At 62.5% G+C, this 26,979-nt stretch carries 28 protein-coding genes and 1 tRNA gene; 14 read left to right on the top strand and 15 right to left on the bottom strand.

The features are described 5' to 3' along the window. Positions 1 to 292: 292 nt before the first annotated feature. Both glnL and ntrC read left to right on the top strand, forming a co-directional pair. The gene (glnL, locus tag PFLCHA0_RS01925; protein WP_011058753.1) at positions 293 to 1,378 is read left to right on the top strand and encodes a nitrogen regulation protein NR(II); all 1,086 of its coding nucleotides are present in this window, start codon (positions 293 to 295) and stop codon (positions 1,376 to 1,378) included. After that, positions 1,375 to 2,811, top strand: a complete 1,437-nt coding sequence (gene ntrC / locus PFLCHA0_RS01920; RefSeq protein ID WP_011058752.1) for a nitrogen regulation protein NR(I) — start codon at positions 1,375 to 1,377, stop codon at positions 2,809 to 2,811. The genes glnL and ntrC overlap by 4 nt, the downstream gene beginning before the upstream one ends. Positions 2,812 to 3,496: 685 nt before the next feature. Here the strand turns inward: ntrC and PFLCHA0_RS01915 are convergent. Continuing rightward, positions 3,497 to 3,937: a hypothetical protein gene (locus PFLCHA0_RS01915; RefSeq protein ID WP_011058751.1), complete on the bottom strand. Its 441-nt coding sequence runs from the start codon at positions 3,935 to 3,937 to the stop codon at positions 3,497 to 3,499. On the opposite strand from PFLCHA0_RS01915, the gene trmL reads away from it, so the two are divergent. Then, positions 3,936 to 4,391 (top strand): tRNA (uridine(34)/cytosine(34)/5-carboxymethylaminomethyluridine(34)-2'-O)-methyltransferase TrmL, encoded by a 456-nt coding sequence (gene trmL / locus PFLCHA0_RS01910; RefSeq protein ID WP_011058750.1) that lies wholly within the window; start codon positions 3,936 to 3,938, stop codon positions 4,389 to 4,391. The two genes, PFLCHA0_RS01915 and trmL, sit on opposite strands and share 2 nt — an antisense overlap. A gap of 95 nt (positions 4,392 to 4,486) precedes the next feature. On the opposite strand, the gene secB is transcribed toward trmL, so the two are convergent. Genes secB through PFLCHA0_RS01895 form a run of 3 tightly spaced genes read right to left on the bottom strand, consistent with a single transcriptional unit; the run spans position 4,487 to position 5,676 of the window. Continuing rightward, positions 4,487 to 4,966, bottom strand: a complete 480-nt coding sequence (secB, locus tag PFLCHA0_RS01905; protein WP_011058749.1) for a protein-export chaperone SecB — start codon at positions 4,964 to 4,966, stop codon at positions 4,487 to 4,489. Positions 4,967 to 5,008: 42 nt separating this feature from the next. Next, a complete protein-coding gene (gene grxC, locus PFLCHA0_RS01900; protein ID WP_015633833.1) occupies positions 5,009 to 5,263 on the bottom strand; it encodes a glutaredoxin 3 in 255 nt (84 codons plus the stop codon). Beyond that, the gene (locus PFLCHA0_RS01895) at positions 5,263 to 5,676 is read right to left on the bottom strand and encodes a rhodanese-like domain-containing protein (protein ID WP_011058747.1); all 414 of its coding nucleotides are present in this window, start codon (positions 5,674 to 5,676) and stop codon (positions 5,263 to 5,265) included. The genes grxC and PFLCHA0_RS01895 overlap by 1 nt, the downstream gene beginning before the upstream one ends. Positions 5,677 to 5,840: 164 nt before the next feature. Between PFLCHA0_RS01895 and gpmI the strand changes: the two genes are divergently transcribed. From gpmI to PFLCHA0_RS01870, 5 genes are all read left to right on the top strand, one after another. Beyond that, the gene (gpmI, locus tag PFLCHA0_RS01890) at positions 5,841 to 7,382 is read left to right on the top strand and encodes a 2,3-bisphosphoglycerate-independent phosphoglycerate mutase (protein ID WP_015633832.1); all 1,542 of its coding nucleotides are present in this window, start codon (positions 5,841 to 5,843) and stop codon (positions 7,380 to 7,382) included. A gap of 166 nt (positions 7,383 to 7,548) precedes the next feature. Further along, positions 7,549 to 8,463 carry a DUF1460 domain-containing protein gene (locus PFLCHA0_RS01885; protein WP_015633831.1) on the top strand — a complete coding sequence of 305 codons (915 nt, stop codon included), beginning with the start codon at positions 7,549 to 7,551 and terminating at the stop codon, positions 8,461 to 8,463. 174 nt (positions 8,464 to 8,637) lie between these two features. Beyond that, positions 8,638 to 9,924, top strand: coding sequence for a murein hydrolase activator EnvC family protein (locus PFLCHA0_RS01880; RefSeq protein WP_015633830.1), 1,287 nt, complete (start codon positions 8,638 to 8,640; stop codon positions 9,922 to 9,924). Positions 9,925 to 9,955: 31 nt separating this feature from the next. Then, positions 9,956 to 11,266: a S41 family peptidase gene (locus PFLCHA0_RS01875; protein WP_011058743.1), complete on the top strand. Its 1,311-nt coding sequence runs from the start codon at positions 9,956 to 9,958 to the stop codon at positions 11,264 to 11,266. A gap of 115 nt (positions 11,267 to 11,381) precedes the next feature. Next, positions 11,382 to 12,188, top strand: coding sequence for a divergent polysaccharide deacetylase family protein (locus PFLCHA0_RS01870; RefSeq protein WP_015633829.1), 807 nt, complete (start codon positions 11,382 to 11,384; stop codon positions 12,186 to 12,188). Between the two features lie 38 nt (positions 12,189 to 12,226). On the opposite strand, the gene PFLCHA0_RS01865 is transcribed toward PFLCHA0_RS01870, so the two are convergent. From PFLCHA0_RS01865 to PFLCHA0_RS01835, 7 genes are all read right to left on the bottom strand, one after another. Then, complete coding sequence (locus tag PFLCHA0_RS01865) at positions 12,227 to 12,982, bottom strand: substrate-binding periplasmic protein (RefSeq protein WP_015633828.1); 756 nt, start codon at positions 12,980 to 12,982, stop codon at positions 12,227 to 12,229. Between the two features lie 63 nt (positions 12,983 to 13,045). Further along, positions 13,046 to 13,816, bottom strand: a complete 771-nt coding sequence (gene hisF, locus PFLCHA0_RS01860; protein ID WP_015633827.1) for an imidazole glycerol phosphate synthase subunit HisF — start codon at positions 13,814 to 13,816, stop codon at positions 13,046 to 13,048. A gap of 9 nt (positions 13,817 to 13,825) precedes the next feature. Continuing rightward, a complete protein-coding gene (gene hisA, locus PFLCHA0_RS01855) occupies positions 13,826 to 14,563 on the bottom strand; it encodes a 1-(5-phosphoribosyl)-5-[(5-phosphoribosylamino)methylideneamino]imidazole-4-carboxamide isomerase (protein ID WP_011058739.1) in 738 nt (245 codons plus the stop codon). Positions 14,564 to 14,605: 42 nt separating this feature from the next. After that, the gene (locus PFLCHA0_RS01850) at positions 14,606 to 14,866 is read right to left on the bottom strand and encodes a DUF2164 domain-containing protein (protein WP_011058738.1); all 261 of its coding nucleotides are present in this window, start codon (positions 14,864 to 14,866) and stop codon (positions 14,606 to 14,608) included. Then, positions 14,867 to 15,505 (bottom strand): imidazole glycerol phosphate synthase subunit HisH, encoded by a 639-nt coding sequence (hisH, locus tag PFLCHA0_RS01845; RefSeq protein WP_011058737.1) that lies wholly within the window; start codon positions 15,503 to 15,505, stop codon positions 14,867 to 14,869. Further along, on the bottom strand, positions 15,505 to 16,098 hold the full coding sequence (hisB, locus tag PFLCHA0_RS01840; protein WP_011058736.1) for an imidazoleglycerol-phosphate dehydratase HisB: 594 nt from the start codon (positions 16,096 to 16,098) through the stop codon (positions 15,505 to 15,507). Before hisB ends, hisH begins: the two co-directional genes overlap by 1 nt. 237 nt (positions 16,099 to 16,335) lie before the next feature. Next, entirely contained in the window at positions 16,336 to 17,997 is a 1,662-nt protein-coding gene (locus tag PFLCHA0_RS01835; protein WP_015633826.1) for an OFA family MFS transporter, read from the bottom strand. Positions 17,998 to 18,339: 342 nt separating this feature from the next. Here PFLCHA0_RS01835 and PFLCHA0_RS01830 point away from each other — a divergent pair, with 342 nt between their 5' ends. From PFLCHA0_RS01830 to PFLCHA0_RS01810, 5 genes are all read left to right on the top strand, one after another. Further along, positions 18,340 to 20,565, top strand: coding sequence for an AsmA family protein (locus PFLCHA0_RS01830; RefSeq protein ID WP_015633825.1), 2,226 nt, complete (start codon positions 18,340 to 18,342; stop codon positions 20,563 to 20,565). After that, entirely contained in the window at positions 20,562 to 21,629 is a 1,068-nt protein-coding gene (mutY, locus tag PFLCHA0_RS01825) for an A/G-specific adenine glycosylase (RefSeq protein ID WP_011058733.1), read from the top strand. Before PFLCHA0_RS01830 ends, mutY begins: the two co-directional genes overlap by 4 nt. Beyond that, complete coding sequence (locus PFLCHA0_RS01820; RefSeq protein WP_015633824.1) at positions 21,626 to 21,898, top strand: oxidative damage protection protein; 273 nt, start codon at positions 21,626 to 21,628, stop codon at positions 21,896 to 21,898. The genes mutY and PFLCHA0_RS01820 overlap by 4 nt, the downstream gene beginning before the upstream one ends. Positions 21,899 to 22,003: 105 nt before the next feature. Next, positions 22,004 to 22,079, top strand: a tRNA-Phe gene (locus PFLCHA0_RS01815). A 320-nt stretch (positions 22,080 to 22,399) separates the two neighbouring features. After that, the gene (locus PFLCHA0_RS01810) at positions 22,400 to 23,554 is read left to right on the top strand and encodes a Fic family protein (RefSeq protein ID WP_015633823.1); all 1,155 of its coding nucleotides are present in this window, start codon (positions 22,400 to 22,402) and stop codon (positions 23,552 to 23,554) included. 73 nt (positions 23,555 to 23,627) lie between these two features. On the opposite strand, the gene PFLCHA0_RS01805 is transcribed toward PFLCHA0_RS01810, so the two are convergent. The 4 genes from PFLCHA0_RS01805 to PFLCHA0_RS01790 form a co-directional block, all read right to left on the bottom strand. Beyond that, a complete protein-coding gene (locus PFLCHA0_RS01805) occupies positions 23,628 to 23,906 on the bottom strand; it encodes a hypothetical protein (RefSeq protein ID WP_015633822.1) in 279 nt (92 codons plus the stop codon). Positions 23,907 to 24,196: 290 nt separating this feature from the next. Next, positions 24,197 to 25,237: a DMT family transporter gene (locus PFLCHA0_RS01800; protein WP_015633821.1), complete on the bottom strand. Its 1,041-nt coding sequence runs from the start codon at positions 25,235 to 25,237 to the stop codon at positions 24,197 to 24,199. A gap of 202 nt (positions 25,238 to 25,439) precedes the next feature. Next, on the bottom strand, positions 25,440 to 25,898 hold the full coding sequence (locus PFLCHA0_RS01795) for a hypothetical protein (protein WP_015633820.1): 459 nt from the start codon (positions 25,896 to 25,898) through the stop codon (positions 25,440 to 25,442). 252 nt (positions 25,899 to 26,150) lie between these two features. After that, on the bottom strand, positions 26,151 to 26,492 hold the full coding sequence (locus tag PFLCHA0_RS01790) for an isochorismate lyase (RefSeq protein WP_011058729.1): 342 nt from the start codon (positions 26,490 to 26,492) through the stop codon (positions 26,151 to 26,153). 122 nt (positions 26,493 to 26,614) lie between these two features. On the opposite strand from PFLCHA0_RS01790, the gene PFLCHA0_RS01785 reads away from it, so the two are divergent. Continuing rightward, entirely contained in the window at positions 26,615 to 26,944 is a 330-nt protein-coding gene (locus PFLCHA0_RS01785; protein WP_041751913.1) for a hypothetical protein, read from the top strand. The last annotated feature ends 35 nt before the right edge of the window (positions 26,945 to 26,979 follow it).

Genomic DNA, 26,979 nt, shown 5'->3' with positions numbered 1-26,979 from the left:
TTGATTCTTCTATCAAGGCGCGCCCATCGAGCGCCGCTCAGATTCATGCACTATATTGGTGCAATGCCTTGCACTCAGGTGCCAATACCAGCCCATTTTGGTTCGAAAATACCCGCCAGAGCTGGCAAAACGCCACAGAACCAGGCTTCAAACGCCTGTTTCAGGGCATGCGCGCTTCTTTTCGGAGCCTTGGTTTGGTTTTTGCATTTTCTCCACCACAGCGCCTTAGCCGCGCGCGCACTTCGGGACCGGCCCCGGATTGTCTTGCTTCAAAAGAGGTCACCATCTACCCATGACCATCAGCGACCCACTGCACCGCCTGCTTCTGGACAACCTGACCACCGCCACCATCCTGCTCAATGCCGACCTGCGCCTTGAGTACATGAACCCGGCGGCGGAAATGCTCCTGGCCATCAGCGGCCAGCGCAGCCATGGGCAATTCATCAGCGAGCTGTTCACCGAATCCGCCGAGGCCCTGAGCTCCCTGCGCCAGGCGGTGGAGCAGGCGCACCCCTTCACCAAGCGCGAAGCCATGCTCACCGCACTGACCGGCCAGACCCTGACCGTCGACTACGCGGTGACGCCGATCCTCAGCAACGGCGACACCTTGCTGCTGCTGGAAGTCCACCCCCGGGACCGGCTGCTGCGGATCACCAAGGAAGAGGCCCAGTTGTCCAAGCAGGAAACCAGCAAGATGCTGGTGCGCGGCCTGGCCCATGAAATCAAGAACCCCTTGGGGGGCATTCGCGGCGCCGCACAGTTGCTGGCCCGGGAGCTGCCCGAGGAAAGCCTCAAGGACTACACCAACGTCATCATCGAAGAAGCCGACCGCCTGCGGAACCTGGTGGACCGCATGCTCGGCTCGAACAAGCTGCCATCCCTGGCCCTGACCAACATCCATGAAGTGCTGGAGCGGGTCAGCAGCCTGGTGGAAGCCGAAAGCCAGGGCTGTATCACCCTGGTGCGCGATTACGACCCGAGCATTCCCGACGTGCTGATCGACCGCGAACAGATGATCCAGGCGGTGCTCAACATCGTGCGCAACGCCATGCAGGCCATCAGCAGCCAGAATGAAATGCGCCTCGGGCGCATCACCCTGCGCAGCCGCACCATGCGCCAGTTCACCATCGGCCACGTGCGCCATCGCCTGGTGAGCAAGATCGAGATCATCGACAACGGCCCGGGCATCCCCGCGGAACTGCAGGACACCCTCTTCTTCCCCATGGTCAGCGGCCGCCCGGACGGTACCGGGCTGGGCCTGGCCATCACCCAGAACATCATCAGCCAGCACCAGGGTCTGATCGAATGTGACAGCCATCCCGGCCACACCACCTTCTCGATCTTTCTGCCACTGGAACAAGGAGCCCCATCGACATGAGCCGTAGTGAAACCGTGTGGATCGTCGATGACGACCGTTCTATCCGTTGGGTCCTGGAAAAAGCCTTGCAGCAGGAAGGGATGACCACCCAGAGCTTCGACAGCGCCGACGGGGTGATGAGCCGCCTGGCCCGCCAGGCCCCGGACGTGATCATTTCCGACATTCGCATGCCCGGCGCCAGTGGCCTGGACCTGCTGGCACGGATTCGCGAGCAGCACCCGCGCCTGCCGGTGATCATCATGACCGCGCATTCGGACCTGGATAGCGCTGTCGCCTCCTACCAGGGCGGCGCCTTCGAATACCTGCCCAAGCCGTTCGATGTCGATGAAGCGGTGTCGCTGGTCAAGCGCGCCAATCAGCACGCCCAGGAACAGCAAGGCCTGGAAGTGGCCCCGACCCTGGCTCGCACCCCGGAGATCATCGGCGAAGCGCCGGCGATGCAGGAGGTGTTCCGCGCCATCGGGCGCCTGAGCCACTCCAACATCACAGTGCTGATCAACGGCGAATCCGGTACCGGCAAGGAGCTGGTGGCCCATGCCCTGCATCGCCACAGCCCGCGGGCGGCCTCGCCATTCATCGCCCTGAACATGGCGGCGATCCCCAAGGACCTGATGGAATCCGAGCTGTTCGGCCATGAAAAGGGCGCGTTCACCGGCGCGGCCAACCTGCGGCGCGGGCGCTTCGAGCAGGCCGACGGCGGCACCCTGTTCCTCGACGAGATCGGCGACATGCCAGCCGACACTCAGACCCGCCTGCTGCGGGTTCTGGCCGATGGCGAGTTCTATCGGGTCGGTGGCCATACCCCGGTCAAGGTCGATGTACGCATCATCGCCGCGACCCACCAGAACCTGGAAACCCTGGTGCACGCCGGCAAGTTCCGTGAGGACCTGTTCCACCGCCTCAACGTGATCCGCATCCATATCCCGCGCCTGTCGGACCGTCGCGAAGACATCCCGACCCTGGCCAGGCACTTCCTCAGCCGCGCCGCCCAGGAGCTGGCGGTGGAACCCAAGTTGCTGAAAAACGAAACCGAGGAATACCTGAAGAACCTGCCGTGGCCGGGCAACGTGCGCCAGCTGGAGAACACCTGCCGCTGGATCACCGTCATGGCCTCGGGTCGCGAGGTGCATATCAGCGACCTGCCACCGGAGTTGCTGAGCCTGCCCCAGGATTCAGCGCCGGTCACCAACTGGGAACAGGCCCTGCGCCAATGGGCCGACCAGGCCCTGGCCCGCGGGCAATCGAACCTGCTGGACAGCGCGGTACCGAGTTTCGAGCGGATCATGATCGAGACCGCCCTCAAGCACACCGCCGGCCGCCGCCGCGATGCCGCGGTCCTGTTGGGCTGGGGGCGCAATACCCTGACCCGCAAGATCAAGGAGCTGGGGATGAAGGTCGACGGTGGCGACGAGGATGAAGGCGAGGAAGGCTGAAGCCCCGGCCGCAGCATGTAGGAGCTGGCTTGCCAGCGAAGAGGCCCTTGAGCCTTGCAGTGCGCCCACAGGCGCTTTCGCCGGCAAGCCGGCTCCTACGATGAGGATGTGCGTGCACCAGGATGGGGTGCATGCACTGCACGAAGGCGCGCTGCAGTGCCATCCAGCCCGGGTACAACCCGGGCCTCAGCTCTGAAAAGCCCTCCGTCGAAAACGCAAAAGCCCCGGATTACGGGGCTTTCGGCTTTTTATCCCAGCAATCAACGCCTCTGCAGCCAAAACTGGCACGCCACCTGCACTAACCCAGTCACTACCCAGTTTCGGGGACCTTGGTACAGGCAGGCCGGGAATTCCCCTCTTTAACACCAGGCTCGGCACGCACATCGCGACGGCCAATGGTTTCGGGAACCCCAGTACAGGCAGGCTGGGACTTCCCTCTTTAACACCAGGCCCACCCCGCTCACAGCGACGGGCCAGGCTTTCGGGAACCCCGGTACAGGCAGGCCGGGACTTCCCTCTTTAATACCCGGCCCATCCCGCGCATCGCGACGGGCCACGCTTTTGGGGACCCTGGTACAGGCAGGCCGGGAATCCCCTTCTTTACACCGGGACTCATCGCCCTCGTGGCGCTCAGCCCCTCCCGCTTTTGGGGGCCTTGGTACAGGCAGGCCGGGGTTTCCCTCTTTTATTCCTCCCGCAGGTGGATCGCCAGGCGCCAGCGCCCCTCCACCTCGCTCCCGTCCCACTGGCCCCGCAGCGGCCGCGCGGCCACCAGGTTCAGCAGCAGACCCTGGTCCGCCCGGCGCACCCGCCAGTTCACATTGCGCTGATTGACCTGCAACTGGCCCTTCTGTGCCTGCCCCTGGGCATCGAACAGCAGCGCCACGGTGCCATCGATGTGTTCCCCATGGAGCTTGGGCTCATGGTTGAACCACAGCACCAGCCCATCGGGCGCCACCTCGACCTGCTGCAACGCCACCGGATCAGGCTGGGTCAGGCGGCCGATCATCAGCCCTACCATCACCCCGACAATCGCCAGGGAGCCGAACACCCGCAGCATTAGCTTCGGTCGCGAGTACGCTTCAGGCGTAGAATGCAGCCTGTCTTTCTCTTCGGAGCCGTGCATGTTTCACGTCATCCTCTTTCAACCAGAAATTCCGCCGAATACCGGCAACGTTATCAGGCTGTGCGCCAACAGCGGCTGCCACCTGCATTTGATCGAGCCGCTGGGTTTCGAAATGGACGACAAGCGCCTGCGCCGCGCCGGCCTCGACTATCACGAATACGCCACCCTGCAACGCCATGCCGACCTTGCCAGTTGCCTGGAAAGCCTCGGCCACCCGCGCCTGTTCGCCTTCACCACCAAGGGCTCGCGCCCCTTCCATGACGCCAGCTTCCAGGAGGGCGACGCCTTCCTGTTCGGCCCCGAGAGCCGGGGCCTGCCGGCGGACGTGCTGGACGCCCTGCCCGGCGAACAGCGCCTGCGCCTGCCCATGCGCGAAGGCTGCCGCAGCCTGAACCTGTCCAACACCGTGGCCGTTGCGGTCTATGAAGGCTGGAGACAGTTGGGGTTCAAGTAGAGCCGGGGGTTCGCGGGCAAGCCCGCTCCTACAGGTTTTGCCCGAGCATGAAAAAAGCGCCGTTACAGGCGCTTTTTTCGTACCGCAACCAGCACTTACTGAACGGTGTTTTCGCCAGCGGACTGCAGGCGTTGCAGCTCTTGGGCGTACAGCGCATCGAAGTTCACCGGGGCCAGCATCAGCGCCGGGAACGAACCGCGGGTCACCAGGCTGTCCAGCGCTTCACGAGCGTAAGGGAACAGGATGTTCGGGCAGAAAGCACCCAGGGTGTGGCTCATGGAAGCCTCATCCAGGTTCTTGATCAGGAAGATACCGGCCTGCTGGACTTCAGCGATGAAGGCCACTTCGTCGCCGTTCTTCACGGTCACGGACAGGGTCAGCACCACTTCGTGGAAGTCGGCTTCCAACGCTGTCTGGCGGGTATTGAGGTCCAGGCCGACGCTAGGTTCCCACTGCTGACGGAAGATCGCCGGGCTTTTCGGCGCTTCGAAGGACAGGTCACGCACGTAGATACGCTGCAGGGAGAATTGCGGTGCGCTTTCGTCGTCGGCAACGGTGTTCTGTTGGTCAGTCATCTCAGAGTCCTTCTTGATCTTGGGTCTATAGGGTTGGGAATTTCAGGCCGCTAGCAGCGCGTCGAGCTTGCCGGCACGCTCCAGGGCGAACAAATCATCACAGCCACCTACGTGGGTGGCGCCGATCCAGATCTGCGGCACGGACGTACGCCCGGCCTTCTGGGCCATCTCGGCGCGTACCTGGGGCTTGCCATCGACCTTGACCTCTTCGAAGGCTACGCCTTTGCTCGCCAGCAGATGCTTGGCGCGCGAGCAGTAAGGGCAGTAATCACTGGAGTAGACGATGACCTTGGACATTACTTCACCAATGGCAGGTTATCGGCCTTCCAGCTGGCCACGCCGCCGGACAGCTTGGCCGCGGTGAAACCGGACTTGAGCAGCTCGCGGGCGTGGGTGCCGGCGTGCTGACCCTGAGCGTCCACCAGGATGATGGTCTTGGACTTGTGCTTCTCCAGCTCGCCGACACGGGCGGCCAGCTTGTCCTGGGGAATGTTCAGTGCACCGACGATATGGCCGGCGGCATAGTCCTTGGATGGACGGATATCGATCACGACGCCCTGCTCGCTGTTGACCAGCGCGGTCAGTTCACGGGTGCTGAGGCTGCGGCCACCGCGGCTCAATTCATGAGCGATCAACAGAGCCAGCAGGATGGCGAAGGCGCCGACGAGCAAGTAGTGTTCAGTGGCGAATTGAATCAGGTGAGCAACCATCTAAGGAGGTTCCAGGGCGTTAAAATGTCGGCCAGTATACACAGCCCTCCGGGTCGACCAAACCCCGCCCGGCGGTGACTCCACCGGAACTTCGCTTTAAACTGCCACTCCCTTTTTCAACACCTCCCTTTCATCTCTTTCCTATCCAGCCACGAGTGGACGCCATGACTACCACGCCTAAACCTTTGGTCCTGATGATTCTGGATGGCTTCGGTCACAGCGAAAGCCACGAATCCAACGCCGTCTATGCGGCCAAGAAGCCAGTCCTGGACCGCTTGTGCGCCAGCATGCCCAACGGCCTGATCTCCGGCTCGGGCATGGACGTCGGTCTGCCGGACGGGCAGATGGGCAACTCCGAAGTCGGCCACATGAACCTCGGTGCCGGTCGCGTGGTGTATCAGGACTTCACCCGGGTGACCAAGGCCATCCGTGACGGTGAGTTCTTCGAGAACCCGACCATTTGCGCGGCCGTGGACAAGGCCGTGGCCGCCGACAAGGCCGTACACATCCTCGGCCTGCTGTCCGACGGCGGCGTACACAGCCACCAGGACCACCTGATCGCCATGGCCGAACTGGCCTTCAAGCGCGGCGCCGAGAAGATCTACCTGCACGCCTTCCTCGACGGTCGAGATACGCCGCCCAAAAGCGCCCAATCGTCCATCGAACTGCTGGACGAAACCTTCAAGACCCTGGGCAAGGGCCGCATCGCCAGCCTGATCGGCCGTTACTTCGCCATGGACCGCGACAATCGCTGGGACCGTGTGGCCCAGGCCTACAACCTGATCGTCGACGGCCAGGGCCAGTTCAACGCCGCCACCGCCCAGGAAGGCCTGCAAGCCGCCTACGCCCGCGAAGAGAGCGATGAATTCGTCAAGGCCACCACCATCGGCGAACCGGTCAAGGTCGAAGACGGCGATGCCGTGGTGTTCATGAACTTCCGCGCCGACCGGGCCCGCGAGCTGACCCGGGTCTTCGTCGAGGACGACTTCAAGGACTTCGAACGTGCGCGCCAGCCAAAGCTGGCCGGCTTTGTCATGCTCACCCAGTACGCCGCCAGCATCCCCGCGCCGTCGGCCTTCGCTCCGGGCAGCCTGGAAAACGTGCTGGGCGACTATTTGGCGAAAAACGGCAAGACCCAACTGCGCATCGCCGAGACCGAGAAGTATGCCCACGTCACCTTCTTCTTCTCCGGTGGCCGCGAAGAGCCGTTCCCGGGCGAGGAGCGCATCCTGATCCCGTCGCCGAAAGTCGCCACCTACGACCTGCAGCCGGAAATGAGTGCCCCGGAAGTCACCGACAAGATCGTCGACGCCATCGAGCACCAGCGTTATGACGTGATCATCGTCAACTACGCCAACGGCGACATGGTCGGTCACAGCGGCGTGTTCGAGGCGGCGGTCAAAGCCGTGGAATGCCTGGACCTGTGCGTCGGACGTATCGTCGACGCCCTGGAAAAGGTCGGCGGCGAAGCCCTGATCACCGCCGACCACGGCAACGTCGAGCAGATGTCCGACGAATCCACCGGCCAGGCCCACACCGCCCACACCACCGAGCCGGTGCCATTCATCTATGTCGGCAAACGCGCCTTGAAAGTCCGTGAAGGCGGGGTTCTGGCGGACGTGGCGCCCACCATGCTCAAGCTGCTGGGCCTGCCCAAGCCCGCGGAAATGACCGGCACGTCGATCCTGGTGGACCCAGCGCACTGATCCCTCCAGCTCGCCATTGCAGGCAAAAACGCCCGATGCAACCGTCGGGCGTTTTTCATGGTGGCCTTGCACAGGGCGAATCAGGGCCATGGAAGTAAAAGCAGACAAGCGCCGGGCACTTATTGAATAATGATTATCGTTATCAATAACAGCAGAGAGAATCTCCATGAACAAGACGGCTACGCTGCTTCTGGCCTCCCTCCTGTCAGGCTGTGCAAGCCAGATTCCTGCTCAACAGCCGGTGGATGCCAGTGCCCTCGCACAGCAACACAGCCCGGTGGAAATGGATGCTCAGACCGCCGATAAATTGAAAGCACTGCTGAAGATCCAGCCTCCTCGGGGCTCTACCGACATAGGCCAGATGAACGACCTGATTTCCCGGGAGTTCCTGCACACGCCTTACGCGGCGAACCGGCTGCACGGCTCCGCAACCCTGGCCGAGAAGCTGGTGGTCGACTTCAGGGGCCTGGACTGCTTCACCTACCTGGATTACGTCGAGGCCTTGCGCCAGTCCAGCGACGAGGCCGGCTTCATTAACAACCTGGTGCAGATTCGCTACGTGAACGGCGATATCAACTTCCTCAACCGCCGCCACTTCTTCACCGATTGGGCCCATGCCGGGCAACCCATGGCCGAGGATGTGACCGCCCAGCTGAGTGCGAACGCGGTGACCGTGGCCAAGCGCCTCAATCAAAAGGCCGATGGCGGCCGCTACCTGCCCGGCCTGCCCGTGGCCGAACGCGACATCACCTACATTCCCAGCGCATTGATTGACCAGCATCTGCTCAGCCACCTGCGAACCGGCGACTACATCGGCATCTATACCCACCTCTCGGGCCTGGACGTCACCCATACCGGGCTGTTCATTCAGACGGCCCAGGGCCCGGTCCTGCGCAACGCCTCCTCGAAAAAGGACCAGGGCGCGGTCATCGACTCACCCTTCATGGAGTACGTTCACAACGTCCCGGGAATCGTGGTCCTGCGGGCCCGGCAAGACAGCCAGGCCGGCCAGGATGCCTCGGCCGCGAAGGCCGGCACCCAGGCGCTGCAGCATCAGGCTCGTTCGCCCGCACAAGGTTGATCGGCGCCGCCGCCCCAGGCCACGGCGGCGGCACGCTGATAGCAAATGGCCCAATAACGGCCCGGAAACGGCTTTTTATGACGAACGCCTCAAAGCAGTTGGCTTTGAGGCGTTTTTTTTGCAGCGATGGGCGGGCATACTAGGCCGTCCCTTTCCCTGGTGTCGCCCGCCTCTATGCTTCGCGCCCTGATTACCCTTGCTCTGATCTGCCTGCTCCAACCGGCTTTCGCCGACGAGCGCGCGCAAACCCAACAACAGTTGGACGCCACGCGTCAGGACATTGCCGAGCTGAAAAAGCTGCTGGGCAAGCTGCAGGAAGAGAAGTCCGGCGTGCAGAAAGACCTGCGCGGCACCGAGACCGAGATGGGCAAGCTGGAGAAGCAGGTCGAAGCCCTGCAGAAAGAGCTGAAAAAAAGCGAATCCGAGCTGCAGCGACTCGATGAGGAGAAAAAAAAACTCCAGAGCGCGCGCACTGAACAGCAGCGACTGATCGCCATCCAGGCCCGCGCGGCCTACCAGAACGGGCGCCAGGAGTACCTCAAGCTGCTGCTCAACCAGCAGAATCCGGAAAAATTCGCCCGCACCCTGACCTATTACGACTACCTGAGCCAGGCCCGCCTGGAGCAGTTGAAGAATTTCAACGAAACCCTGCGTCAGCTGGCCAATGTGGAAAAGGACATCTCCCTGCAACAGGCCCAGTTGCTGGTGCAGAAGAGCAGCCTCGACACCCAGCGTGAAGAACTCGACAAGGTCCGCAAAGAGCGGCAGTTGGCCCTGGCCAAGCTGAACAACGACGTGAAGGCCCGGGACGACAAGCTCAAGGCCCGTGAACAGGACCAGGCCGACCTGGCCAAGGTCCTGAAAACCATTGAAGAAACCCTGGCCCGCCAGGCCCGCGAGGCAGAAGAAGCGCGCCAGAAAGCGCTGATCGCCCAGCAGGAAGCCGAAAAAAAGCGCTTGCGTGAGGCTCAGGCCGACGCCAGCGATGAGCCGCGCAAACCCGCAAGATCAAGCCCTGGAGCCCTGGTTTCCAGCGCCGGCCCTTCCTATGGCGGGGCATTTGCTTCAGCCCGGGGAAAACTTCCATGGCCCGTTGATGGTCGACTACTGGCACGCTTTGGTGAAACCCGTGGCGACGACTCCCGCTCCAAGTGGGACGGCGTGATGATCAGCGCCGCCGCCGGCAGCCAGGTGCACGCCGTGCACGGTGGCCGGGTAGTGTTCGCCGACTGGCTGCGCGGCGCCGGCCTGCTGGTGATCCTCGATCACGGCAACGGTTACCTGAGCCTCTACGGACACAACCAGACGCTGCTCAAGGAAGCCGGCGACGTGGTCAAGGCCGGAGAGTCCATCTCCACCGTCGGTAATAGTGGCGGACAGGACACTCCTGCGCTGTACTTTGCAATTCGTCAGCAGGGCCGCCCCAGCGACCCGGCACAGTGGTGCCACGCGCAAGGATAAGCGCTGCATCTAAATTAGGAGTTCGTTCGACATGCTGCATTTGTCCCGCCTTACCTCGCTGGCCCTGACGATCGCCCTGGTGATCGGAGCGCCTCAGGCGTTTGCCGCCGAAACCGCTCAAGCAGCAACCGCCGCGACCACCAAGGCGCCCTTGCCGCTGGAAGAGCTGCGCACCTTCGCCGAGGTCATGGACCGCATCAAGGCAGCGTATGTCGAACCCGTAGACGACAAGACCCTGCTGGAGAATGCCATCAAGGGCATGCTCAGCAACCTCGACCCGCACTCTGCCTATCTGGGCCCGGAAGACTTCGCCGAACTGCAGGAAAGCACCAGCGGCGAATTCGGCGGCCTGGGCATCGAAGTCGGCGCCGAGGACGGCTTCATCAAGGTGGTCTCGCCCATCGACGACACCCCGGCATCCAAGGCCGGGATCCAGGCCGGCGACCTGATCGTCAAGATCAACGGCCAGCCGACCCGTGGCCAGACCATGACCGAAGCCGTGGACAAGATGCGCGGCAAGATCGGCCAGAAGATCACCCTGACCCTGGTGCGCGACGGCGGCACGCCGTTCGACGTGACCCTGGCCCGCGCCACCATCCAGGTGAAAAGCGTGAAGAGCCAGCTGCTGGAGTCGGGCTACGGCTACATCCGCATCACCCAGTTCCAGGTCAAGACCGGCGAGGAAGTCTCCAAGGCCCTGGCCAAGCTGCGCAAGGACAACGGCAAGAAGCTCAACGGCATCATCCTCGACCTGCGCAACAACCCGGGCGGCGTGCTGCAAGCCGCGGTGGAGGTGGTCGACCACTTCATCACCAAGGGCCTGATCGTCTACACCAAGGGCCGCATCGCCAACTCCGAGCTGCGCTTCTCCGCCACCGGCAAGGACGAAAGCGAAGCCGTGCCGATGGTGGTGCTGATCAACGGCGGCAGCGCCTCGGCTTCGGAGATCGTCGCCGGTGCCCTGCAGGATCAGAAGCGCGCAGTACTGATGGGCACTACCAGCTTCGGCAAGGGCTCGGTGCAGACCGTGCTGCCGCTGAACAACGACCGGGCGCTGAAGATCACCACCGCGCTGTACTTCACCCCCAACGGCCGCTCGATTCAGGCCCAGGGCATCGTTCCGGACATCGAAGTGCGCCGCGCCAAGATCACCAGCGAGTCCCAGGACGGCGAGTACTTCAAGGAAGCCGACCTGCAGGGCCACCTGGGCAATGGCAACGGCGGCGCCGACAAGCCCAGTGGTGCAGCGAGCAAGGCCAAGCCGATGCCGCAGGACGACGACTACCAGTTGGCCCAGGCCCTGAGCCTGCTCAAGGGGCTGAGCATCACCCGCGGCAAATGATTGAACCCTTCGCCGGCAAGCCGGCTCCTACAGGAGCCGGCTTGCGTAGGAGCTGGCTCGCCAGCCAAGCGCCCGCCAGGGTGCCCATTCCCCTAAAGGCCTGATCCCGATCCCCATGATTTCCCGCTGCTCACTGCTGTTGCGCTCGCTCCAGGCCCCGCTGCTCACCCTGCTGTGCCTCTTGCCCCTCGCGACCCAAGCCGCCGAACCCACAGCCGCTGCGCCCAAGGCCTACCTGAGCCTGATCATCGACGACCTCGGCCAGAACCTGCCCCGTGACCGTCGCGTACTGGCCCTGCCCGGCCCGGTCACCACGGCGATCATGCCCGACACGCCCCACGCTGCCGAATTCGCTCGCGAGGCCCATCGCGCCGGCAAGATCGTCATCCTGCACATGCCCATGGACCCGGCCACCGGGCCGTTTGCCTGGCACCCCGAGTTGCCCATCGAAGAGCTGCAAAAACGCCTGGAAGCCGCCTTCCAGGCCGTGCCCTACACCAGCGGCATCAACAATCACATGGGCAGCCGCATGACCGCCCAGCCCCAGGCCATGGCCTGGCTGATGGGCGACTTGCAGCGGCGACACAAATTCTTCGTCGACAGCCGCACCAGCGCCCAGACGGTGGCCGCCGCCGAAGCGCAGAAGATCGGCCTGGCCAGTGTTTCCCGGGATGTGTTCCTGGATGACGAACGTACCGAAGCGGCGATCAGCCAACAGTTGCAGACCGCGATCAAACTGGCGCGCAAACAGGGTTCGGCGGTGATGATCGGCCACCCTTATCCACAGACCCTGGCAGTGCTCGAACGTGAGCTGCCCAGGCTCAAGGCCCAGGGCATCGAGTGGATCGATATCAAGTCGATGATCAGCCTGCGCAGTAACAAGGCCATGGCCGGGCATGGCAAGAACGGGGTTTATCGCTAGAGGCCTTCGCCACAGGAGCTGGCTTGCCAGCGAAGCGCCTACAGGTAACGCCCCATGATCTCCTCCACCAGCCCCTCTTGGCGCATCTGGTCCAGGGCGGCCTGGAGCTTGGCCACCACCTCATCGGAGACATCCTTGTTCAGGGCCAGGTACAGCTCGGCGCTATTGAAGCGCAGCACCGTCTTGAGGCCGCTGATGCCCTCCTGCTTGGCCAGATAGCGCCCGGCCGGGTCGCCGGTGGCCCAGAGGTCGATCTGCCCCGCCACCAGCTTCTTGGCATTGTCCTGGTCCCGCAGCACCACCTGGGGTGCCAGGCCCTGCTTGGTCAGGGTCTCGGCAATGGCATCGCCCTTGTAGGCGCCGATCTTGTATTTGCGCGCCTGTTCCAGGGATTCGAGGGTGATCTTGCTGCCGGCCTTGGCCAGCATGATCCAGTCATCCGGGCCAATGGGGCCGACCCACTTGAAGAGCGGCTCGCGGTCCGGCAGGCGCGCCATGACGAACACACCATAGCCCGGCTGCTCCAGCGCCATCTTGTAGATACGCTCCCATGGAAAACGCAGGGTCAGGCTGTAATTGATTCCGGCACGCTTGAACATTTCACGGACGATATCCACGGCGATGCCGTCGATATTCTCGCCCTGGGCGAAGTTCTTGCCGTTCTTGGCCATGTTGTAGGGGGGGAAGTTTTCCGTCAGCAACACCAGGGAGGTGTCGGCGGGTTCATCAGCGCGGGCGAGGCCGCAAAGAACAAGCGACGCGCTGGCGACAACCACTAGAAGACGTTTGAACATGACGGGCTACCGGAATCCATGGCGTGCTCAAGAGTGCCGTGAGCACGCCATGCTGTCCAGTGGCTACCGCACAACAATCCCGCGCTGAGCCATATAGGCCTTGGCCTCGGGAACCGTGTATTCGCCGAAGTGGAAAATGCTCGCCGCCAGCACTGCGCTGGCATGGCCTTCAATGATGCCGTCGGCCAGGTGCTGGAGGTTGCCGACACCGCCGGAGGCGATCACCGGAATCCCCAGGGCATCGCTGATGGCCCGGGTCACGCCCAGGTCGAAGCCGTTTTTCATGCCGTCCTGATCCATGCTGGTGAGCAGGATCTCGCCGGCACCCAGGCCTTCCATCTTCTTCGCCCACTCCACCGCGTCCAGCCCGGTGGGCTTGCGCCCGCCATGGGTGAAGATTTCCCAGCGCGGGGTTTCACCCGGGCCGGAGACTTTCTTCGCGTCAATGGCGACCACGATGCACTGAGAACCAAAGTGCTGCGCCGCTTCGCCGACGAACTCGGGATTGAACACTGCTGCGGTGTTGATCGAAACCTTGTCCGCGCCGGCATTGAGCAGGTTGCGGATGTCCTGCACGGTGCGCACGCCACCGCCCACAGTCAGCGGGATGAACACCTGGCTGGCCATGCGCTCGACGGTATGGAGGGTGGTATCGCGTCCATCGACGCTGGCGGTGATGTCGAGGAAAGTGATTTCGTCGGCACCCTGCTCGTCGTAGCGACGGGCGATTTCCACCGGGTCACCGGCATCGCGGATGTTCTCGAACTTGACGCCCTTGACCACCCGGCCGTTGTCCACGTCCAGGCAAGGGATGATGCGTTTGGCCAGTGCCATGGCGAATCCTCAGCCTTGGTACGAATCGCAGAAAGCCTGGGCTTCTGCGACATCGAGGGTGCCTTCATAAATCGCGCGGCCAGTGATGGCGCCGATGATTCCTGGCGCCTTGGCGTCCAGCAGGGCCTTGATGTCGCCCAGGTTATGGATGCCGCCGGAAGCGATCACCGGGATCCGGGTAGCGGCCGCTAGGGCTGCGGTGAAGGGAACGTTGCAGCCCTGCATCATGCCGTCTTTGGCGATGTCGGTATAAACGATGGCGGACACGCCGTCGGCTTCGAAGCGCTTGGCCAGGTCGATGACCTGCACGCTGCTGACTTCAGCCCAGCCGTCGGTGGCGACGAAACCGTCCTTGGCGTCCAGGCCGACAATCACCTTGCCGGGGAACGCGCGACAGGCCTCGGCGACGAACTCCGGCTCCTTGACCGCCTTGGTGCCGATGATCACGTAGCTCACGCCGGCCTTCACATAGTGTTCGATGGTTTCCAGGGAGCGGATGCCGCCGCCGATCTGGATCGGCAGGTTCGGGTAGCGCTTGGCGATCGCGGTAACCACCTCGCCGTTCACCGGCTGGCCTTCGAAGGCACCGTTCAGGTCCACCAGATGCAGACGACGGCAACCGCCTTCAACCCACTTGGCAGCCATGCTCACCGGGTCATCGGAGAACACCGTGGAGTCTTCCATGCGGCCTTGGCGCAGACGCACACAGGCGCCGTCCTTGAGATCGATAGCGGGAATAATCAGCATCTGGCAAACCTTCAAGTTCGATTGTTCAGCTTCACTCGGAAATCAGTTTTTCTCGAGCGCCCACAGGTCGCTTTCGATGCTTTCGAACCTCTCCTTGAGGTGCGCCTGCACATCGAAAATCGCCCGGTTGTAATAGTGCGGAGCAATTTCGCGGGTAAACAGTTCAAGAACCTCCGCCGCTTCGAACGAGCCCAGCTCGAGCTCGAACCGATCCTCCAGGAAACGCTTGATCTTGTGCGTCGCCTCGCTCTCCTGTTCGGCAGTGAGGCTAAGGATCGGCGGCTTGGGTTTCTTGATCGCCATTTACCAGCGACCGTCCCAGGCGGCGAAATTCTGCAGCAGCTGCAGGCCGTGGGTATGGCTTTTCTCCGGGTGGAACTGCACGGCAAAACGCGAGCCGTCGGCCAGCGCCGCGGCGAAATCCACGCCATAGTGACCGCTGCCCACCACCTGCCGCGTGTTACCGGCATTGATGTAGTAGCTGTGCACGAAGTAGAAGCGCGCCAGGTCCGCAATGTTGTGCCATAGCGGGTGGTCCACCGCCTGCTTCACTTCGTTCCAGCCCATGTGCGGCACCTTCAGGTGCTCGCCATCCTCGATCAGGCCCTTGCCGAAGAACTTCACCTGGCCGGGAAACAGGCCGATGCAGTCCACGCCTTCGTTCTCTTCACTGTGGTCGAGCAGCGCCTGCATGCCCACGCAGATACCGAGGAACGGACGGTCCTGGCTGACCTCGCGCACCAGGGCATCGAAGCCCAGGCGGCGGATCTCGGCCATGCAGTCACGGATCGCGCCCACTCCGGGGAACACCACCCGGTCGGCCTCTCGAATCACGCTGGCATCGCTGGTGATCAGCACCTTGCCGGCGCCCACGTGCTCCAGGGCCTTGGCCACCGAGTGCAGGTTGCCCATGCCGTAGTCGATAACGGCGACGGTCTGCATTACAGCACGCCCTTGGTGGACGGCATCTGGCCGGCCATGCGCTCGTCCAGCTCCACCGCCATGCGCAGTGCACGGCCGAAGGCCTTGAACACGGTCTCGATCTGGTGGTGAGTGTTGGTGCCGCGCAGGGTGTCGATGTGCAGGGTCACGTTGGCGTGGTTGACGAAGCCCTGGAAGAACTCCTGGAACAGGTCGACATCGAAACCACCGACGGTGGCGCGGGTGAACGGCACATGCATCTGCAGGCCAGGGCGGCCGGAGAAGTCGATCACCACGCGGGACAGGGCTTCATCCAGCGGCACATAGGCATGGCCGTAGCGACGGATGCCTTTCTTGTCGCCGATGGCTTTGCTGAATGCCTGGCCGAGGGTGATACCGACATCCTCCACGGTGTGGTGGTCGTCGATATGCAGGTCGCCCTTGCTTTCGATGTCCAGGTCGATCAGCCCGTGCCGGGCGATCTGGTCCAGCATGTGCTCAAGGAAGGGCACGCCGATATCGAATCGGGCCTTTCCGGTGCCATCCAGGTTGATCGAGGCTTTGATCTGGGTTTCCAGAGTGTCGCGCTCGACAGATGCCTTACGTTCGGCCATCACCAGCTCCGCAAAATCATTGGGCGAAAAAGGCGAATAGTATAGGCCCCACGGCGGCTAAACAGAAACACGATGGACAATATCCTGACGGGCGCCAGCCAATGGCTGCGGGGCTGTACCTGTCATGACAACTGTAGAAACTGACTTGCTGGTGAAGGTGCCAGGCCTACAAGACCGAGGCACCTTGTGCACCGGCAAGCCGGCTCCTGAGCAGGAGCGGGCTTGCCGGCGAAGCCATCAATGGAACAGCACCGCCGTCTTCTGCAAGGTCACCCACACACCCCAGGCCAGGGGAATGCCCACCACCAGCCAGGCAGCGATCACCACCGGCAGACTGGCGGACGAAGCTTTCCACTCCAGCACGACACTGCTGTCAGCGCCCTTGTCATGACCCAGGGCCTGCTCGGCCGCCAGTTGCTCATCGGTCATGAAGTACTTGTCGGCCACCGGGCGCACCAGCAGGTTGCACAAAAAGCCCAGCACCAGCAGGCCGGCGAGGATGTACAGGGTGATGTCGTAAGCCGCAGCGCGCTCGACGCCGATGCTCAGCTGGTACTCGCGCAGGTAGTTCACCAGCACCGGGCCCAGCACGCCCGCCGCGGCCCAGGCGGTCAGCAGGCGACCGTGGATAGCGCCCACCATCTGGGTGCCGAACAGGTCCGCCAGGTAGGCCGGCACCGTGGCGAAACCGCCGCCGTACATCGACAGGATGATGCAGAACGCCGCCACGAACAGGGCGATATTGCCCAGGTGGCCGAGGTTCGGGATCAGCGCATAAAGGGCAAAGCCCAGGGCAAAGAACACGAAATAGGTGTTCTTGCGGCCCAGGTAGTCGGAGAACGACGCCCAGAAGAACCGCCCGCCGATGTTGAACAGGCTCAGCAAACCGGTGAAGCCGGCGGCAATCGCGGCAATCTGCGCCAGTTGCCCGGCGTCCAGCTGGCTGAAGGTCAGGCCATTGCCCAGCAGCTTGCCGGCAAACACTTCCTGCAGCAGGGGCGAGGCCATGCCGAGGATGCCGATACCGGCCGAAACGTTGAGGCACAGCACCAGCCACACCAGGCGGAACTGCGGGGTCTTCCAGGCCACGTTCACGTGCACGTGGCGGTGGGTGATCATCGCATTGGCGGCTTTCTTCGCCGGTGCGGTCCAGCCCTCAGGCTTCCAGCCGGTGGGCGGAACCCGGTAGGCCAGGGCGCCACCGATCATGAACACGAAGTAGATGGCCGCCATCACCAGGAAGCTCTGCCACACGCCAACGCTGGTCGGCGTTGCAAAGTGGCCCATCAGGGCCGCCGCCAGGGGCGCACCGACCATGGCGCCGCCGCCAAAGCCCATGATCGCCATGCCGGTGGCCATGCCGCGCTTGTCCGGGAACCACTTGATCAGGGTCGACACCGGGGAGATATAGCCCAGGCCCAGGCCGATACCGCCGATGACCCCGGAGCCTATCCACATCAGCCAGATCTGGTGGGTGTAGATCCCCAGCGCCGAGATCAGCAGGCCGCCGCACCAGCACAGTGCCGAAACCACACCGGCCTTGCGCGGGCCGGCATGTTCCAGCCAGCCGCCCCAGATCGCCGCCGAGCACCCCAGGAAGATGAAGAACAGGGTGTAGATCCAGCCGAGCATGGAGATCGGCCAGTCACACTGGGACGAAAAGATCTGCGCGATGAAGCCCATGCCGGGCTCGCAAGCCACGGGCGCACTGACGCCCAGGGCCTTGGACAGCGGCAGCCAGAACACCGAAAAGCCATAGGCCATGCCGATGCACAGGTGGATGGCCAGAGCGGCCGGTGGAACCAGCCAGCGGTTGAAACCGGGCTTGGCGATGATGCGTTCTTTGGACAAGAACGCTGGCTGAGCGGACGGACTGGCCGCCGCGTTGCTAGTGCTCATGGATGTTTCCCCCAATTATTAGAATTGTTCATCGACCACTCTTCTACGACGACCTTGGCACACCGGCGCGGTCGTTTTATTGAGTAAAGCTCCATTTGGGCAGACGCGACATTAAGTCGCACAAGGGCGGACGAACCGCGAGAGGTTACCATTTGCGACAAACTAAAAAACCAAACTGACATCACCTTTTTTCCCGCAGCTGCTTTGCCCACAGGCCAGACCGCTGGCCAAAAAAAACCGCTACAACGAAAAAACCTCTAACTGCAATGGGTGACCAGTCGTCAGGTTCAGAGCGCTATACTCCCCCGCTAAATTTTGAATTCGACATACAAGGACTCGCCCATGAAAGCGTTCGGCAAAATCCTGGGTCTGGTAATTCTCGGGCTGTTGCTGATCATCGTGGCTCTGGGCTTCGCCCTGACCCACCTGTTTGATCCCAACGACTACAAAGACGAGATTCGCCAGATTGCCCGCGACAAGGCCCACATCGAGCTGACGCTCAATGGCGACATCGGCTGGAGCCTGTTCCCCTGGCTGGGCCTGGAACTGCACGATGCCGGCGTCGCCACCCTGGCCAACCCGACCCAACCTTTCGCCGACCTGCAGATGCTCGGCCTGTCGGTCCGGGTGTTGCCGCTGCTGCGCCGCGAAGTGCAGATGAGCGATGTGCGTGTCGAAGGCCTGAACCTGCGCCTGACCCGCAACAAGGACGGCCACGGCAACTGGCAGGACATTGGCAAGGCCGCACCGACCGACAAGCAGGCCGAGACTCCCGCCGCCAGCACCGGCGAAGCCAGCCAACCACCAGCCGGCGCGGACAAACCCGCGCAGCCGATCCGCCTGGACATCGACAGCCTGACCGTGAACAACGCCCGGGTTGAGTACAACGATGAACAGACCGACAAGCAGTTCACCGCCGAAAGCATCCAGCTGAGTACCGGGCCGATTCACGAAGCCACCAACACCCCGGTCAAGCTCACGGCCTTCCTCGCCAGCAGCCAACCCGCAGTGCGCGTGCGCACCGAACTCAATGGCGAACTGCGCTTCGACCGCGCCCTGAAGCGCTACCAGTTCGAAGACATGCGCCTGTCCGGCGAAGCCGCCGGCGACCCGTTGCAAGGCAAGACCCTGACCTTCGCAGCCCAGGGCCAGTTGCTGCTGGACCAGGCCGCCAACGTTGCCCAGTGGACCGGCCTGAAGGTCTCCCTCAATCAGTTGCGCGCCCTGGGTGAGCTCAAGGTCAACGACCTGGACAAGACCCCGCAGATCAGCGGCGGCATCTCCATTGCCCAGTTCGACCTGGCGAGATTCGTCGACAGCATCGGCCAGACCCTGCCCGCCATGGGTGAAGGCAGCCTGAGCAAGGTCGAGCTGGTCAGCCGCCTGCAAGGCACGCCCACCAGCCTGGCCCTGGAAGACCTGAACCTGAAGCTCGACGACAGCACCTTCAGCGGCCGCCTGGCCATCGAGGACTTCGACAAGCAATCCCTGCGCGCCCAGCTCAAGGCCGACACCTTCAATGTCGACCGCTACCTGCCGCCCAAGTCCGCCGAAGCCAACAGCGCGGCATCGGCCCGCAAGGCCGAAGTGCAGAGCAGCGAAGCCGATGCCATGGCCGGAGCCGGCAGCACCCCGCTGCCCAACGCACCGACCAAGGGCGCCTGGAGCACTGACCGCCTGCTGCCGGTGGAGCGCCTGAGCAAACTCGATGTCGATGCCGACCTGAACTTCGGCCAACTGACCCTGGACAAGCTGCCGATCCAGAATGCCGCACTCAAGGCCTCCGGCCAGGGTGGCCTGCTCAAGCTTTCCAGCCTGCGCGGCGAGCTGTACAACGGCAGCTTCGATGCCAGCGGCAACCTCGATGTGCGCCAGAGCACACCGCAGTTGAGCTTGCAGACCAAGATCAACCGGGTGCCGGTGGAACGCATCCTCGAAAGCCAGGGCCAGAATCCTCCGGTCAAGGGCCTGGTGACTCTGAACAGCAACCTCAGCGGCAGCGGCAACAGCCAGAAGGCATTGATCGACAGCCTCAACGGCACCGCCAGCTTCGTCATCAACAACGGCGTGCTGCTCAACGCCAATATCGAACAGCAGCTGTGCCAGGGCATCGCCGTGCTCAACCGCAAGAACCTCAGCAGCACGCCACGGGGCAAGGACACGCCCTTCCAGGAGCTCAAGGGCAACCTGACGCTGCGCAATGGCGTGGCCAGCAACCCGGACCTGAAAGTGCGCATCCCCGGCATGACGGTGAACGGCAACGGCGACATCGACCTGCGAGTGCTGGGCATGGACTACCGGGTCGGCATCATTGTCGAAGGCGACCTGCGGGATAACCCGGACCCGGCCTGCCAGGTGGGCGAGCGCTTTACCGGCATCGAGCTGCCGCTGCGCTGCCGCGGCCCGCTGGAGCTGGGGGCCAAGGCCTGCCGCCTGGACAAGGACGGCCTGGGCCAGGTAGCGGCCAAGCTGGCCGGTGACCGCCTGCAGCAAAAGATCGACGAGAAACTGGGGGACAAGGTCAGCCCGGAACTGAAGAACGCGCTCAAGGGGCTGTTCAAGCGATGAGAGCCGAGGCGTTTTCAACGGCGGTGCTGGACTGGTACGACCGCCACGGCCGCCATGACCTGCCCTGGCAGCAGGACATCAACCCGTATCGGGTATGGGTCTCGGAGATCATGCTGCAACAGACCCAGGTCAGCACCGTGCTCAACTACTTCGACCGCTTCATGGCCTCGCTGCCCACGGTGCAGGCCCTGGCCGAAGCCCCGGAAGACGAAGTGCTGCACCTGTGGACCGGCCTGGGCTACTACACCCGAGCGCGCAACCTGCAGAAGACCGCGAAGATCGTCATGGCCGAATACGGCGGCGAGTTCCCCCGGGACGTGGAAAAGCTCACCGAACTGCCGGGCATCGGCCTGTCCACCGCCGGCGCCATCGCCAGCATCAGCATGGGCCTGCGGGCGCCGATCCTCGACGGCAACGTCAAGCGGGTGCTGGCACGCTTCACCGCCCAGGAGGGCTACCCGGGGGAACCCAAGGTGGCCAAGCAGCTGTGGGCCGCTGCGGAACGCTTCACGCCCCATAGCCGGGTCAACCACTACACCCAGGCGATGATGGACCTGGGGGCAACCCTCTGTACCCGGAGCAAGCCCAGCTGCCTGTTGTGCCCCCTGGAGCGCGGCTGCGAAGCCCACATGCTCGGCCTGGAAACCCGCTACCCGATCCCCAAGCCACGCAAGGAAGTGCCTCAGAAGCGCACCCTGATGCCGATGCTGGCCAACCGCGAAGGCGCCATCCTGCTTTACCGGCGGCCCTCCAGCGGCCTCTGGGGCGGGTTGTGGAGCCTGCCGGAGCTGGATGGCCTGGACGACATCCAGCACCTGGCCCTGCAGCACTCCCTGGAACTGGGCCAGCAACAGCAGATGCCCGGGCTGGTGCACACCTTCAGCCACTTCCAGCTGGCCATCGAACCCTGGCTGATCCGGGTCGAAGAGTCGGCCCTGCACGTCGCCGAGGCCGACTGGCTCTGGTATAACCTCGCCACCCCGCCGCGCCTGGGCCTTGCCGCCCCGGTGAAAACACTGCTCAAACGCGCGGCCGAAGTCTTGAATGCAGGAGAGTCGTCATGACCCGCACCGTAATGTGCCGCAAGTACCAGGAAGAACTGCCGGGCCTGGAACGCCCCCCGTACCCGGGCGCCAAAGGCCAGGATATTTTCGAACACGTCTCGGCCAAGGCCTGGGCTGACTGGCAGAAACACCAGACCCTGCTGATCAACGAAAAGCGCCTGAACATGATGAATGCCGAAGACCGCAAATATCTGCAGGGCGAGATGGACAAATTTTTCTCCGGCGAGGAATACGCCAAGGCCGACGGCTACGTGCCACCGGCTGAGTAAAGCTGTTGAAAATCGGGGGTGGAACGTAAGCGACGGTAATAATTAAACATTTTTTTCAAAACTTGCTTGACGCCCCCCTGAAAAACCCGTTTAATGCGCCCCGTTGCCCAGATAGCTCAGTCGGTAGAGCAGGGGATTGAAAATCCCCGTGTCGGCGGTTCGATTCCGTCTCTGGGCACCACCTTCAGCTTTCAGGTGGTGTTTACATCACGTGAAAGCAATCAGAAAACCCGCCTAGTGCGGGTTTTTTGTTGCCTGCAATTCAGCCCTTCCCTTCCCCCTGCTCGACACCCCGGCCTTCTTTCCTGCACAACCAAGCCGCTGCGCGACCATCACGCCACCCACACAGCGCATCACGCCTCGCTTTTTCTCAAGCGTTCACTTAAGTGAAGTACCATTTTGAGATAATCATCTTTTGATATTCGAGCAGAACCCCTATAGAACAGGGCCTATGGCAAAAAAATCATAGATAATTTTTTCGGCTTTCGAGATGTTTGCACAATGCCTGCATTCTTCCATCACGAACTTGAGCTGCTAAACCCATCCTTCGACTCCCCTCTGGTGGACGTGCTGAGCGAGCTTGAGCACCTTCGGCGCTTGCGATTGGAAGGCGATACGCCGCCTGCGGTCTTCTATCAGCTGAAAACGATCTTCCACATCCTGGAAAGCCTGGGTTCGGCGCGCATCGAGGGCAACCACACAACGCTTGCCGACTACATCGAGAGCAAGGTGGAAGGCACAGCCCAGGACACCGACCCGTTACGCGAAGTGGCGAACATCGAAAAATCCATGGATTACATCGAGCAAACCATTGGCCCGGGAACACCAATCACCGAGCTCACCATCAGAGAGCTGCACGCGATGACCGTCCAGGACCTGGAGCGAGAGGGCGATAAGACGCCTGGAGCGTATCGCCAGGGCGAAGTACAGATCGCTCAGGCCGCCCACCTACCTCCTGATGCCCTGATGGTGCCCAGCTACATGCAAGAGCTGGTGGAGTTCGTCAATCGAGAGGACCTACCCAAATACGACCTGATGAAAGTGGCCTTGACCCATCACCGGTTTGGTTGGATTCACCCATTTGGCAACGGCAATGGCCGCGAGGTGCGCCTCCTGACTTATGCACAGCTGATGAAATATGGCTTCAACGTCGATACGGGTGGCCGTGTACTCAACCCTACCGCTGTTTTTTTCAATGATCGGGAACGTTACTACGCCATGCTCGCCACCGCGGACCAAGGAACCAAGGCCGGGCTGGAGGCCTGGTGCACTTACGTTCTAGAGGGCATTAGGGACGACCTGGAAAAGGTCAATCGCCTCACCGACTATCGCTACCTGACCCGGCACATCCTGGCTCCTGCCATTACCTTTGCTCGGGATCGACAATGGATCACTGCAGCGGAAGAAACAGTACTGACCACAGCGATCAAGTCAGGCGTTGTTAAGTCGAGCGACATCGCCCAGGCACTGCCCAAGCTGACTGCCGGACAAAGGACCTATCAAATAAAGAAACTGGTGGACCAGGGCATGCTATTGCCCATCAGCGCCAACGCCCGGCAATACACCATCGGTTTCTCCAACAGCTACCTCATCAGAGGAATGATCAAGGCGCTTCGAGAGCAAGGGTTCATACCGGCACCGCTTGAGGCGCCATGACACTCTCTCGGGCTCTCCAAGGGCGCCCAGAATCAAACTGATCCTGGGCGCGCTGGCGCAGCGCCTGCGCCAATCAGAAGGCCTTATCCGCCCGCTCCATCTCCCGCCCCTGAGCCACATCGAGCAGGGCCACGCCATCACCGAGCAGCAGCGCGGCGATGTCGGCGATCTGGAACAGGTCGCTGGCGTCGGCCGTTTGCGCGGTCATGCAGGACAGGCTGTTCATCAGTTTGTGAAGGGCGCGTATGCGCTGATCGGCGCAGGCCAGGAGATCGACCAGCGGCGCATGGGGATTGATCAGCAGGACGGGGTTGTCCGCTGGCGTGTGGTGAAGAGGGATATATCCGTTCATTGGTGAAACTCCTTGTGTGTGAGGAGCTACCACCCAACTTCCTACCGGCCAGGTGGCAGCTGCACGCGGGGGTAGGAACCGGTCACAAGATCCGGCCACGCCGAAGCGTGCCCGCGTACAGCTGCCATAACGCATAGACAGCAAACAACACCCAAAGCGCTGGGTGCTGGTACGCATCTTATGATCGGGTTCCTACGCCCGGCCGCTGATTTGGCAGCGACCGGCGCAGAGCAAAGAGCAGGTCCGAGCAGCGCAAGCCCTCACCTGGTGACTGAAAGTAACCGGCCCGCTCAGTGCTTGTGCCGATGATGAATATCGGGGAAGTGCGCGTGGCTATGCCGGATCGGCGCGTGCTCATGGGGATGACTGTGGGGCTCTGAGCCGTCCCACTCAAAGCCGTGTTCATGCTGGTGGTGCTCGTCATGCCGGTGGCGATGGTTGTGCGCGAGAGGCTCATGCTGATGCTCGTGGGCATGATTCTCCATGAGGTGAATCCACACGCCGATGGCCATCAGTGCCGCCGCCACCAGGAACCACAGAGAAACCGGCTCGCCCAGGATCAGAATCGAGATCACTGCTCCCAGGAATGGCGCCGTGGAGAAGTACGCCCCGGTTCGCGCACTGCCCAGCCCACGCAGGGCCAGGACGAACAACACCAGGCTGACGCCGTACCCCAGAAACCCCACCAGCAGTATCGGGCCCAGCGTGGTCACAGCAGGCAGTTGCGCGCCGATGGCCAACGCCAGGCTGGTGTTGACCACCCCCGCCGCCAAGCCTTTGCTGCCCGCAATGAACAGCGCATCCGAGGCGGAGACTTTCCGGGTCAGGTTGTTATCAATGGCCCAGCAAAGGCAGGCGAAAGCCACCGCCAGCGGTCCCGTCCAGTCATGCGCAGTGGCGCTCTGGTGCGGCCATGACAGAACGATCCCGCCTAATACGATGGCAATCATGCCGATCACGATCCGTCGATCGGCGTTCTCCCTGAACACCACCCACGCCAGCAACGCCGTGAGTACCGACTCCAGGTTGAGCATCAATGAGGCGGTGGCACCCGCCGTCCGTGTCAGGCCGAACATCAGGGCGACCGGGGCAAGCACGCCGCCAAAGAGGATGGCTCCCATCAGCCACGGCCACTCGCGCACCGTCAGCCCCGTACGTTGCCAACCTCGATCCCGAGCGAAACGAACAATGGCCAGGCCGACACCACTGCTCAGATACAACAACCCGGCCAGGAGCATCGGCGCAACATCCACCCCCAACAGCTTGGCCAGCGGCGTACTGGCGCCGAACAAGGCGGCGGCAGCCAATGCATAGAGAACACTCAGATTCATATTCGGATCGCCTGTCAGGCTCGTTGCGTGCGGTGACGCATGATGGCTTGGCCTGTGTGGAAATGATGTGAATCGCCCCGCACCAGACAAGCGCGCCCTCTCCCAGCCAATAGCAAAAACCCTGAACCTTTCGATTCAGGGTTTTCAGACCTGGAATTGGGCATCACCCATGCTCAACGCCGGGCACCCCACCACCCCTCTCTCAGTAACCGTTATTCCAGTGGATGTTGAGATCGCGCATAGCCGCCACTTTCATGTCGACCATGCTGCGCTGTTCCAGCCCTTTGCGGGTGGTGATGACCTGGTATCTGCCGGCCGGCAACTGCACAAAGACGATCGGGCCCGCTCCGCTCAGGCTCAACAGCTGATGCCCTTGCGGGTTCTGGATCAGCACATCGACATCCGAGGTGTATTCATTCCCTGAGCCGACGGAAAAGGTCATGTGCAGGTTGTAACCCTTGGCCTGCTGAATGGCCCGCGACTCGTCCAGGCCGATGCCGCCGCTGACATAGGAAATGCCGTTCTGTTGCAGCGGCTCCAATTGCACGCCAGCCGGGTCGATCGGCTCATTGCTGGTGGAGGCGGAGCGCACGCTCACTGGTGCAGCCAATAGCAGCACCGCGATAACACCTGACAGGACACTCATAGAAAAGGACTTCATGATGACCACTCCCGGGTTCGTCTCGAACCACTGAATGGGACGCCACCGTCAGGCCTCTGGCCCCGGGACGGCAGCGCCCGGGTCTCCCCTGCTTCATCTTGAATGGCCAGGCCATGTCTCAGACCAGAAGCCGAATGAAAACCCTCGCTCGCCTTGTGCAACCAGGCTCGCCCATAGCTCCTGCTATTGAGTGTAAAACCTGACACAGGGCGGTTTAGATCGATTCGGCGTGAGGCCTTTAACCAAAGGTACCTAGGCTAGAGGACCAGCCCCTCGGCTCGGAGCCTGCGCCGCCTGCCAATGCTTCATCTCCTCGGCGATGAAATGCTGCACCAGATCGCTGTACATCTTCTCGATGGCATCCGGGTTCAGGCCTTCGGCCGCCGCCCAATCGCGACGAGTGGCCAACATGGCTTTGAAACGCTCCTCGGCGCGTACGGTGGCCGCCGAGGTCTTGAATTTCGATGCCGCCAGTACGTACTGGAAGCGCGCGCCGAGCAAGGCGATGACCGCTCGATCCAGGGCATCGATTTCCCGGCGGATATCGTCCATGCCCTGGCATTGTTCCGGGCTCATCTGGTTCTTCACTTCCATGCTCAAGGCTCCATCGACGAATAGGGATACCCGGGCTCGACCGGGCCCGGATTATTCCCATGGGCCCGCCTGGGAGTAAAGTTGCAGGCATCCGCCCATCCGGGCGCAAAGGAACTGCTCTCGTGAACCAGAAGCGAACCCGAGTCCGCCTGCCCCACCCCCAGCCCGGCAAGACCCGCAGCGGGGCCTGGTTTTTTTTGCTGATCGGCAGCGTGCTGCTGGCACTGACTGCACTGCTGGGCTGGACCCTGGTAAGCGCGCTGCTGGACGGACAGATCGTCACCAGCAACCGTGCCGGGCCGAAGCTCGCCTACAGCCAGGCGTTGCAGCCCACCAAGTTTTATATCGAGCTGCTCTGGCAGGGCACCAGCACCCTGTTGCTGGGTGCCCTGGCAGTTGCCGCGCTGTGGATCGCCCGGGTATTAATGGGCGCACAAAAAAATCGTCGCTGAACGCCAGGGGTCGCTCCGGCCCGTTACAGCCGCCA

The organism is Pseudomonas protegens CHA0 (assembly GCF_000397205.1).
Classification (GTDB): domain Bacteria; phylum Pseudomonadota; class Gammaproteobacteria; order Pseudomonadales; family Pseudomonadaceae; genus Aquipseudomonas; species Aquipseudomonas protegens.
This window is presented reverse-complemented; position numbering and strand designations above follow the sequence as displayed.

What these genes read in the sequence shown, in the direction of transcription:
- PFLCHA0_RS01885 (WP_015633831.1), top strand. Translation starts at nt 7,549, where the DNA reads ATGAACAAGACGGCTACGCTGCTTCTGGCCTCCCTCCTGTCAGGCTGT.
- PFLCHA0_RS01795 (WP_015633820.1), bottom strand. Translation starts at nt 25,898, where the DNA reads ATGAAGTCCTTTTCTATGAGTGTCCTGTCAGGTGTTATCGCGGTGCTG.
- PFLCHA0_RS01870 (WP_015633829.1), top strand. Translation starts at nt 11,382, where the DNA reads ATGATTTCCCGCTGCTCACTGCTGTTGCGCTCGCTCCAGGCCCCGCTG.
- PFLCHA0_RS01800 (WP_015633821.1), bottom strand. Translation starts at nt 25,237, where the DNA reads ATGAATCTGAGTGTTCTCTATGCATTGGCTGCCGCCGCCTTGTTCGGC.
- PFLCHA0_RS01850 (WP_011058738.1), bottom strand. Translation starts at nt 14,866, where the DNA reads ATGGCGATCAAGAAACCCAAGCCGCCGATCCTTAGCCTCACTGCCGAA.
- PFLCHA0_RS01865 (WP_015633828.1), bottom strand. Translation starts at nt 12,982, where the DNA reads ATGTTCAAACGTCTTCTAGTGGTTGTCGCCAGCGCGTCGCTTGTTCTT.
- PFLCHA0_RS01820 (WP_015633824.1), top strand. Translation starts at nt 21,626, where the DNA reads ATGACCCGCACCGTAATGTGCCGCAAGTACCAGGAAGAACTGCCGGGC.
- hisA (WP_011058739.1), bottom strand. Translation starts at nt 14,563, where the DNA reads ATGCTGATTATTCCCGCTATCGATCTCAAGGACGGCGCCTGTGTGCGT.
- glnL (WP_011058753.1), top strand. Translation starts at nt 293, where the DNA reads ATGACCATCAGCGACCCACTGCACCGCCTGCTTCTGGACAACCTGACC.
- PFLCHA0_RS01895 (WP_011058747.1), bottom strand. Translation starts at nt 5,676, where the DNA reads ATGGTTGCTCACCTGATTCAATTCGCCACTGAACACTACTTGCTCGTC.
- gpmI (WP_015633832.1), top strand. Translation starts at nt 5,841, where the DNA reads ATGACTACCACGCCTAAACCTTTGGTCCTGATGATTCTGGATGGCTTC.
- PFLCHA0_RS01805 (WP_015633822.1), bottom strand. Translation starts at nt 23,906, where the DNA reads ATGAACGGATATATCCCTCTTCACCACACGCCAGCGGACAACCCCGTC.
- ntrC (WP_011058752.1), top strand. Translation starts at nt 1,375, where the DNA reads ATGAGCCGTAGTGAAACCGTGTGGATCGTCGATGACGACCGTTCTATC.
- hisH (WP_011058737.1), bottom strand. Translation starts at nt 15,505, where the DNA reads ATGCAGACCGTCGCCGTTATCGACTACGGCATGGGCAACCTGCACTCG.
- PFLCHA0_RS01810 (WP_015633823.1), top strand. Translation starts at nt 22,400, where the DNA reads ATGCCTGCATTCTTCCATCACGAACTTGAGCTGCTAAACCCATCCTTC.
- hisF (WP_015633827.1), bottom strand. Translation starts at nt 13,816, where the DNA reads ATGGCACTGGCCAAACGCATCATCCCTTGCCTGGACGTGGACAACGGC.
- hisB (WP_011058736.1), bottom strand. Translation starts at nt 16,098, where the DNA reads ATGGCCGAACGTAAGGCATCTGTCGAGCGCGACACTCTGGAAACCCAG.
- secB (WP_011058749.1), bottom strand. Translation starts at nt 4,966, where the DNA reads ATGACTGACCAACAGAACACCGTTGCCGACGACGAAAGCGCACCGCAA.
- PFLCHA0_RS01915 (WP_011058751.1), bottom strand. Translation starts at nt 3,937, where the DNA reads ATGCACGGCTCCGAAGAGAAAGACAGGCTGCATTCTACGCCTGAAGCG.
- PFLCHA0_RS01790 (WP_011058729.1), bottom strand. Translation starts at nt 26,492, where the DNA reads ATGGAAGTGAAGAACCAGATGAGCCCGGAACAATGCCAGGGCATGGAC.
- trmL (WP_011058750.1), top strand. Translation starts at nt 3,936, where the DNA reads ATGTTTCACGTCATCCTCTTTCAACCAGAAATTCCGCCGAATACCGGC.
- PFLCHA0_RS01880 (WP_015633830.1), top strand. Translation starts at nt 8,638, where the DNA reads ATGCTTCGCGCCCTGATTACCCTTGCTCTGATCTGCCTGCTCCAACCG.
- grxC (WP_015633833.1), bottom strand. Translation starts at nt 5,263, where the DNA reads ATGTCCAAGGTCATCGTCTACTCCAGTGATTACTGCCCTTACTGCTCG.
- PFLCHA0_RS01875 (WP_011058743.1), top strand. Translation starts at nt 9,956, where the DNA reads ATGCTGCATTTGTCCCGCCTTACCTCGCTGGCCCTGACGATCGCCCTG.
- PFLCHA0_RS01835 (WP_015633826.1), bottom strand. Translation starts at nt 17,997, where the DNA reads ATGAGCACTAGCAACGCGGCGGCCAGTCCGTCCGCTCAGCCAGCGTTC.
- mutY (WP_011058733.1), top strand. Translation starts at nt 20,562, where the DNA reads ATGAGAGCCGAGGCGTTTTCAACGGCGGTGCTGGACTGGTACGACCGC.
- PFLCHA0_RS01830 (WP_015633825.1), top strand. Translation starts at nt 18,340, where the DNA reads ATGAAAGCGTTCGGCAAAATCCTGGGTCTGGTAATTCTCGGGCTGTTG.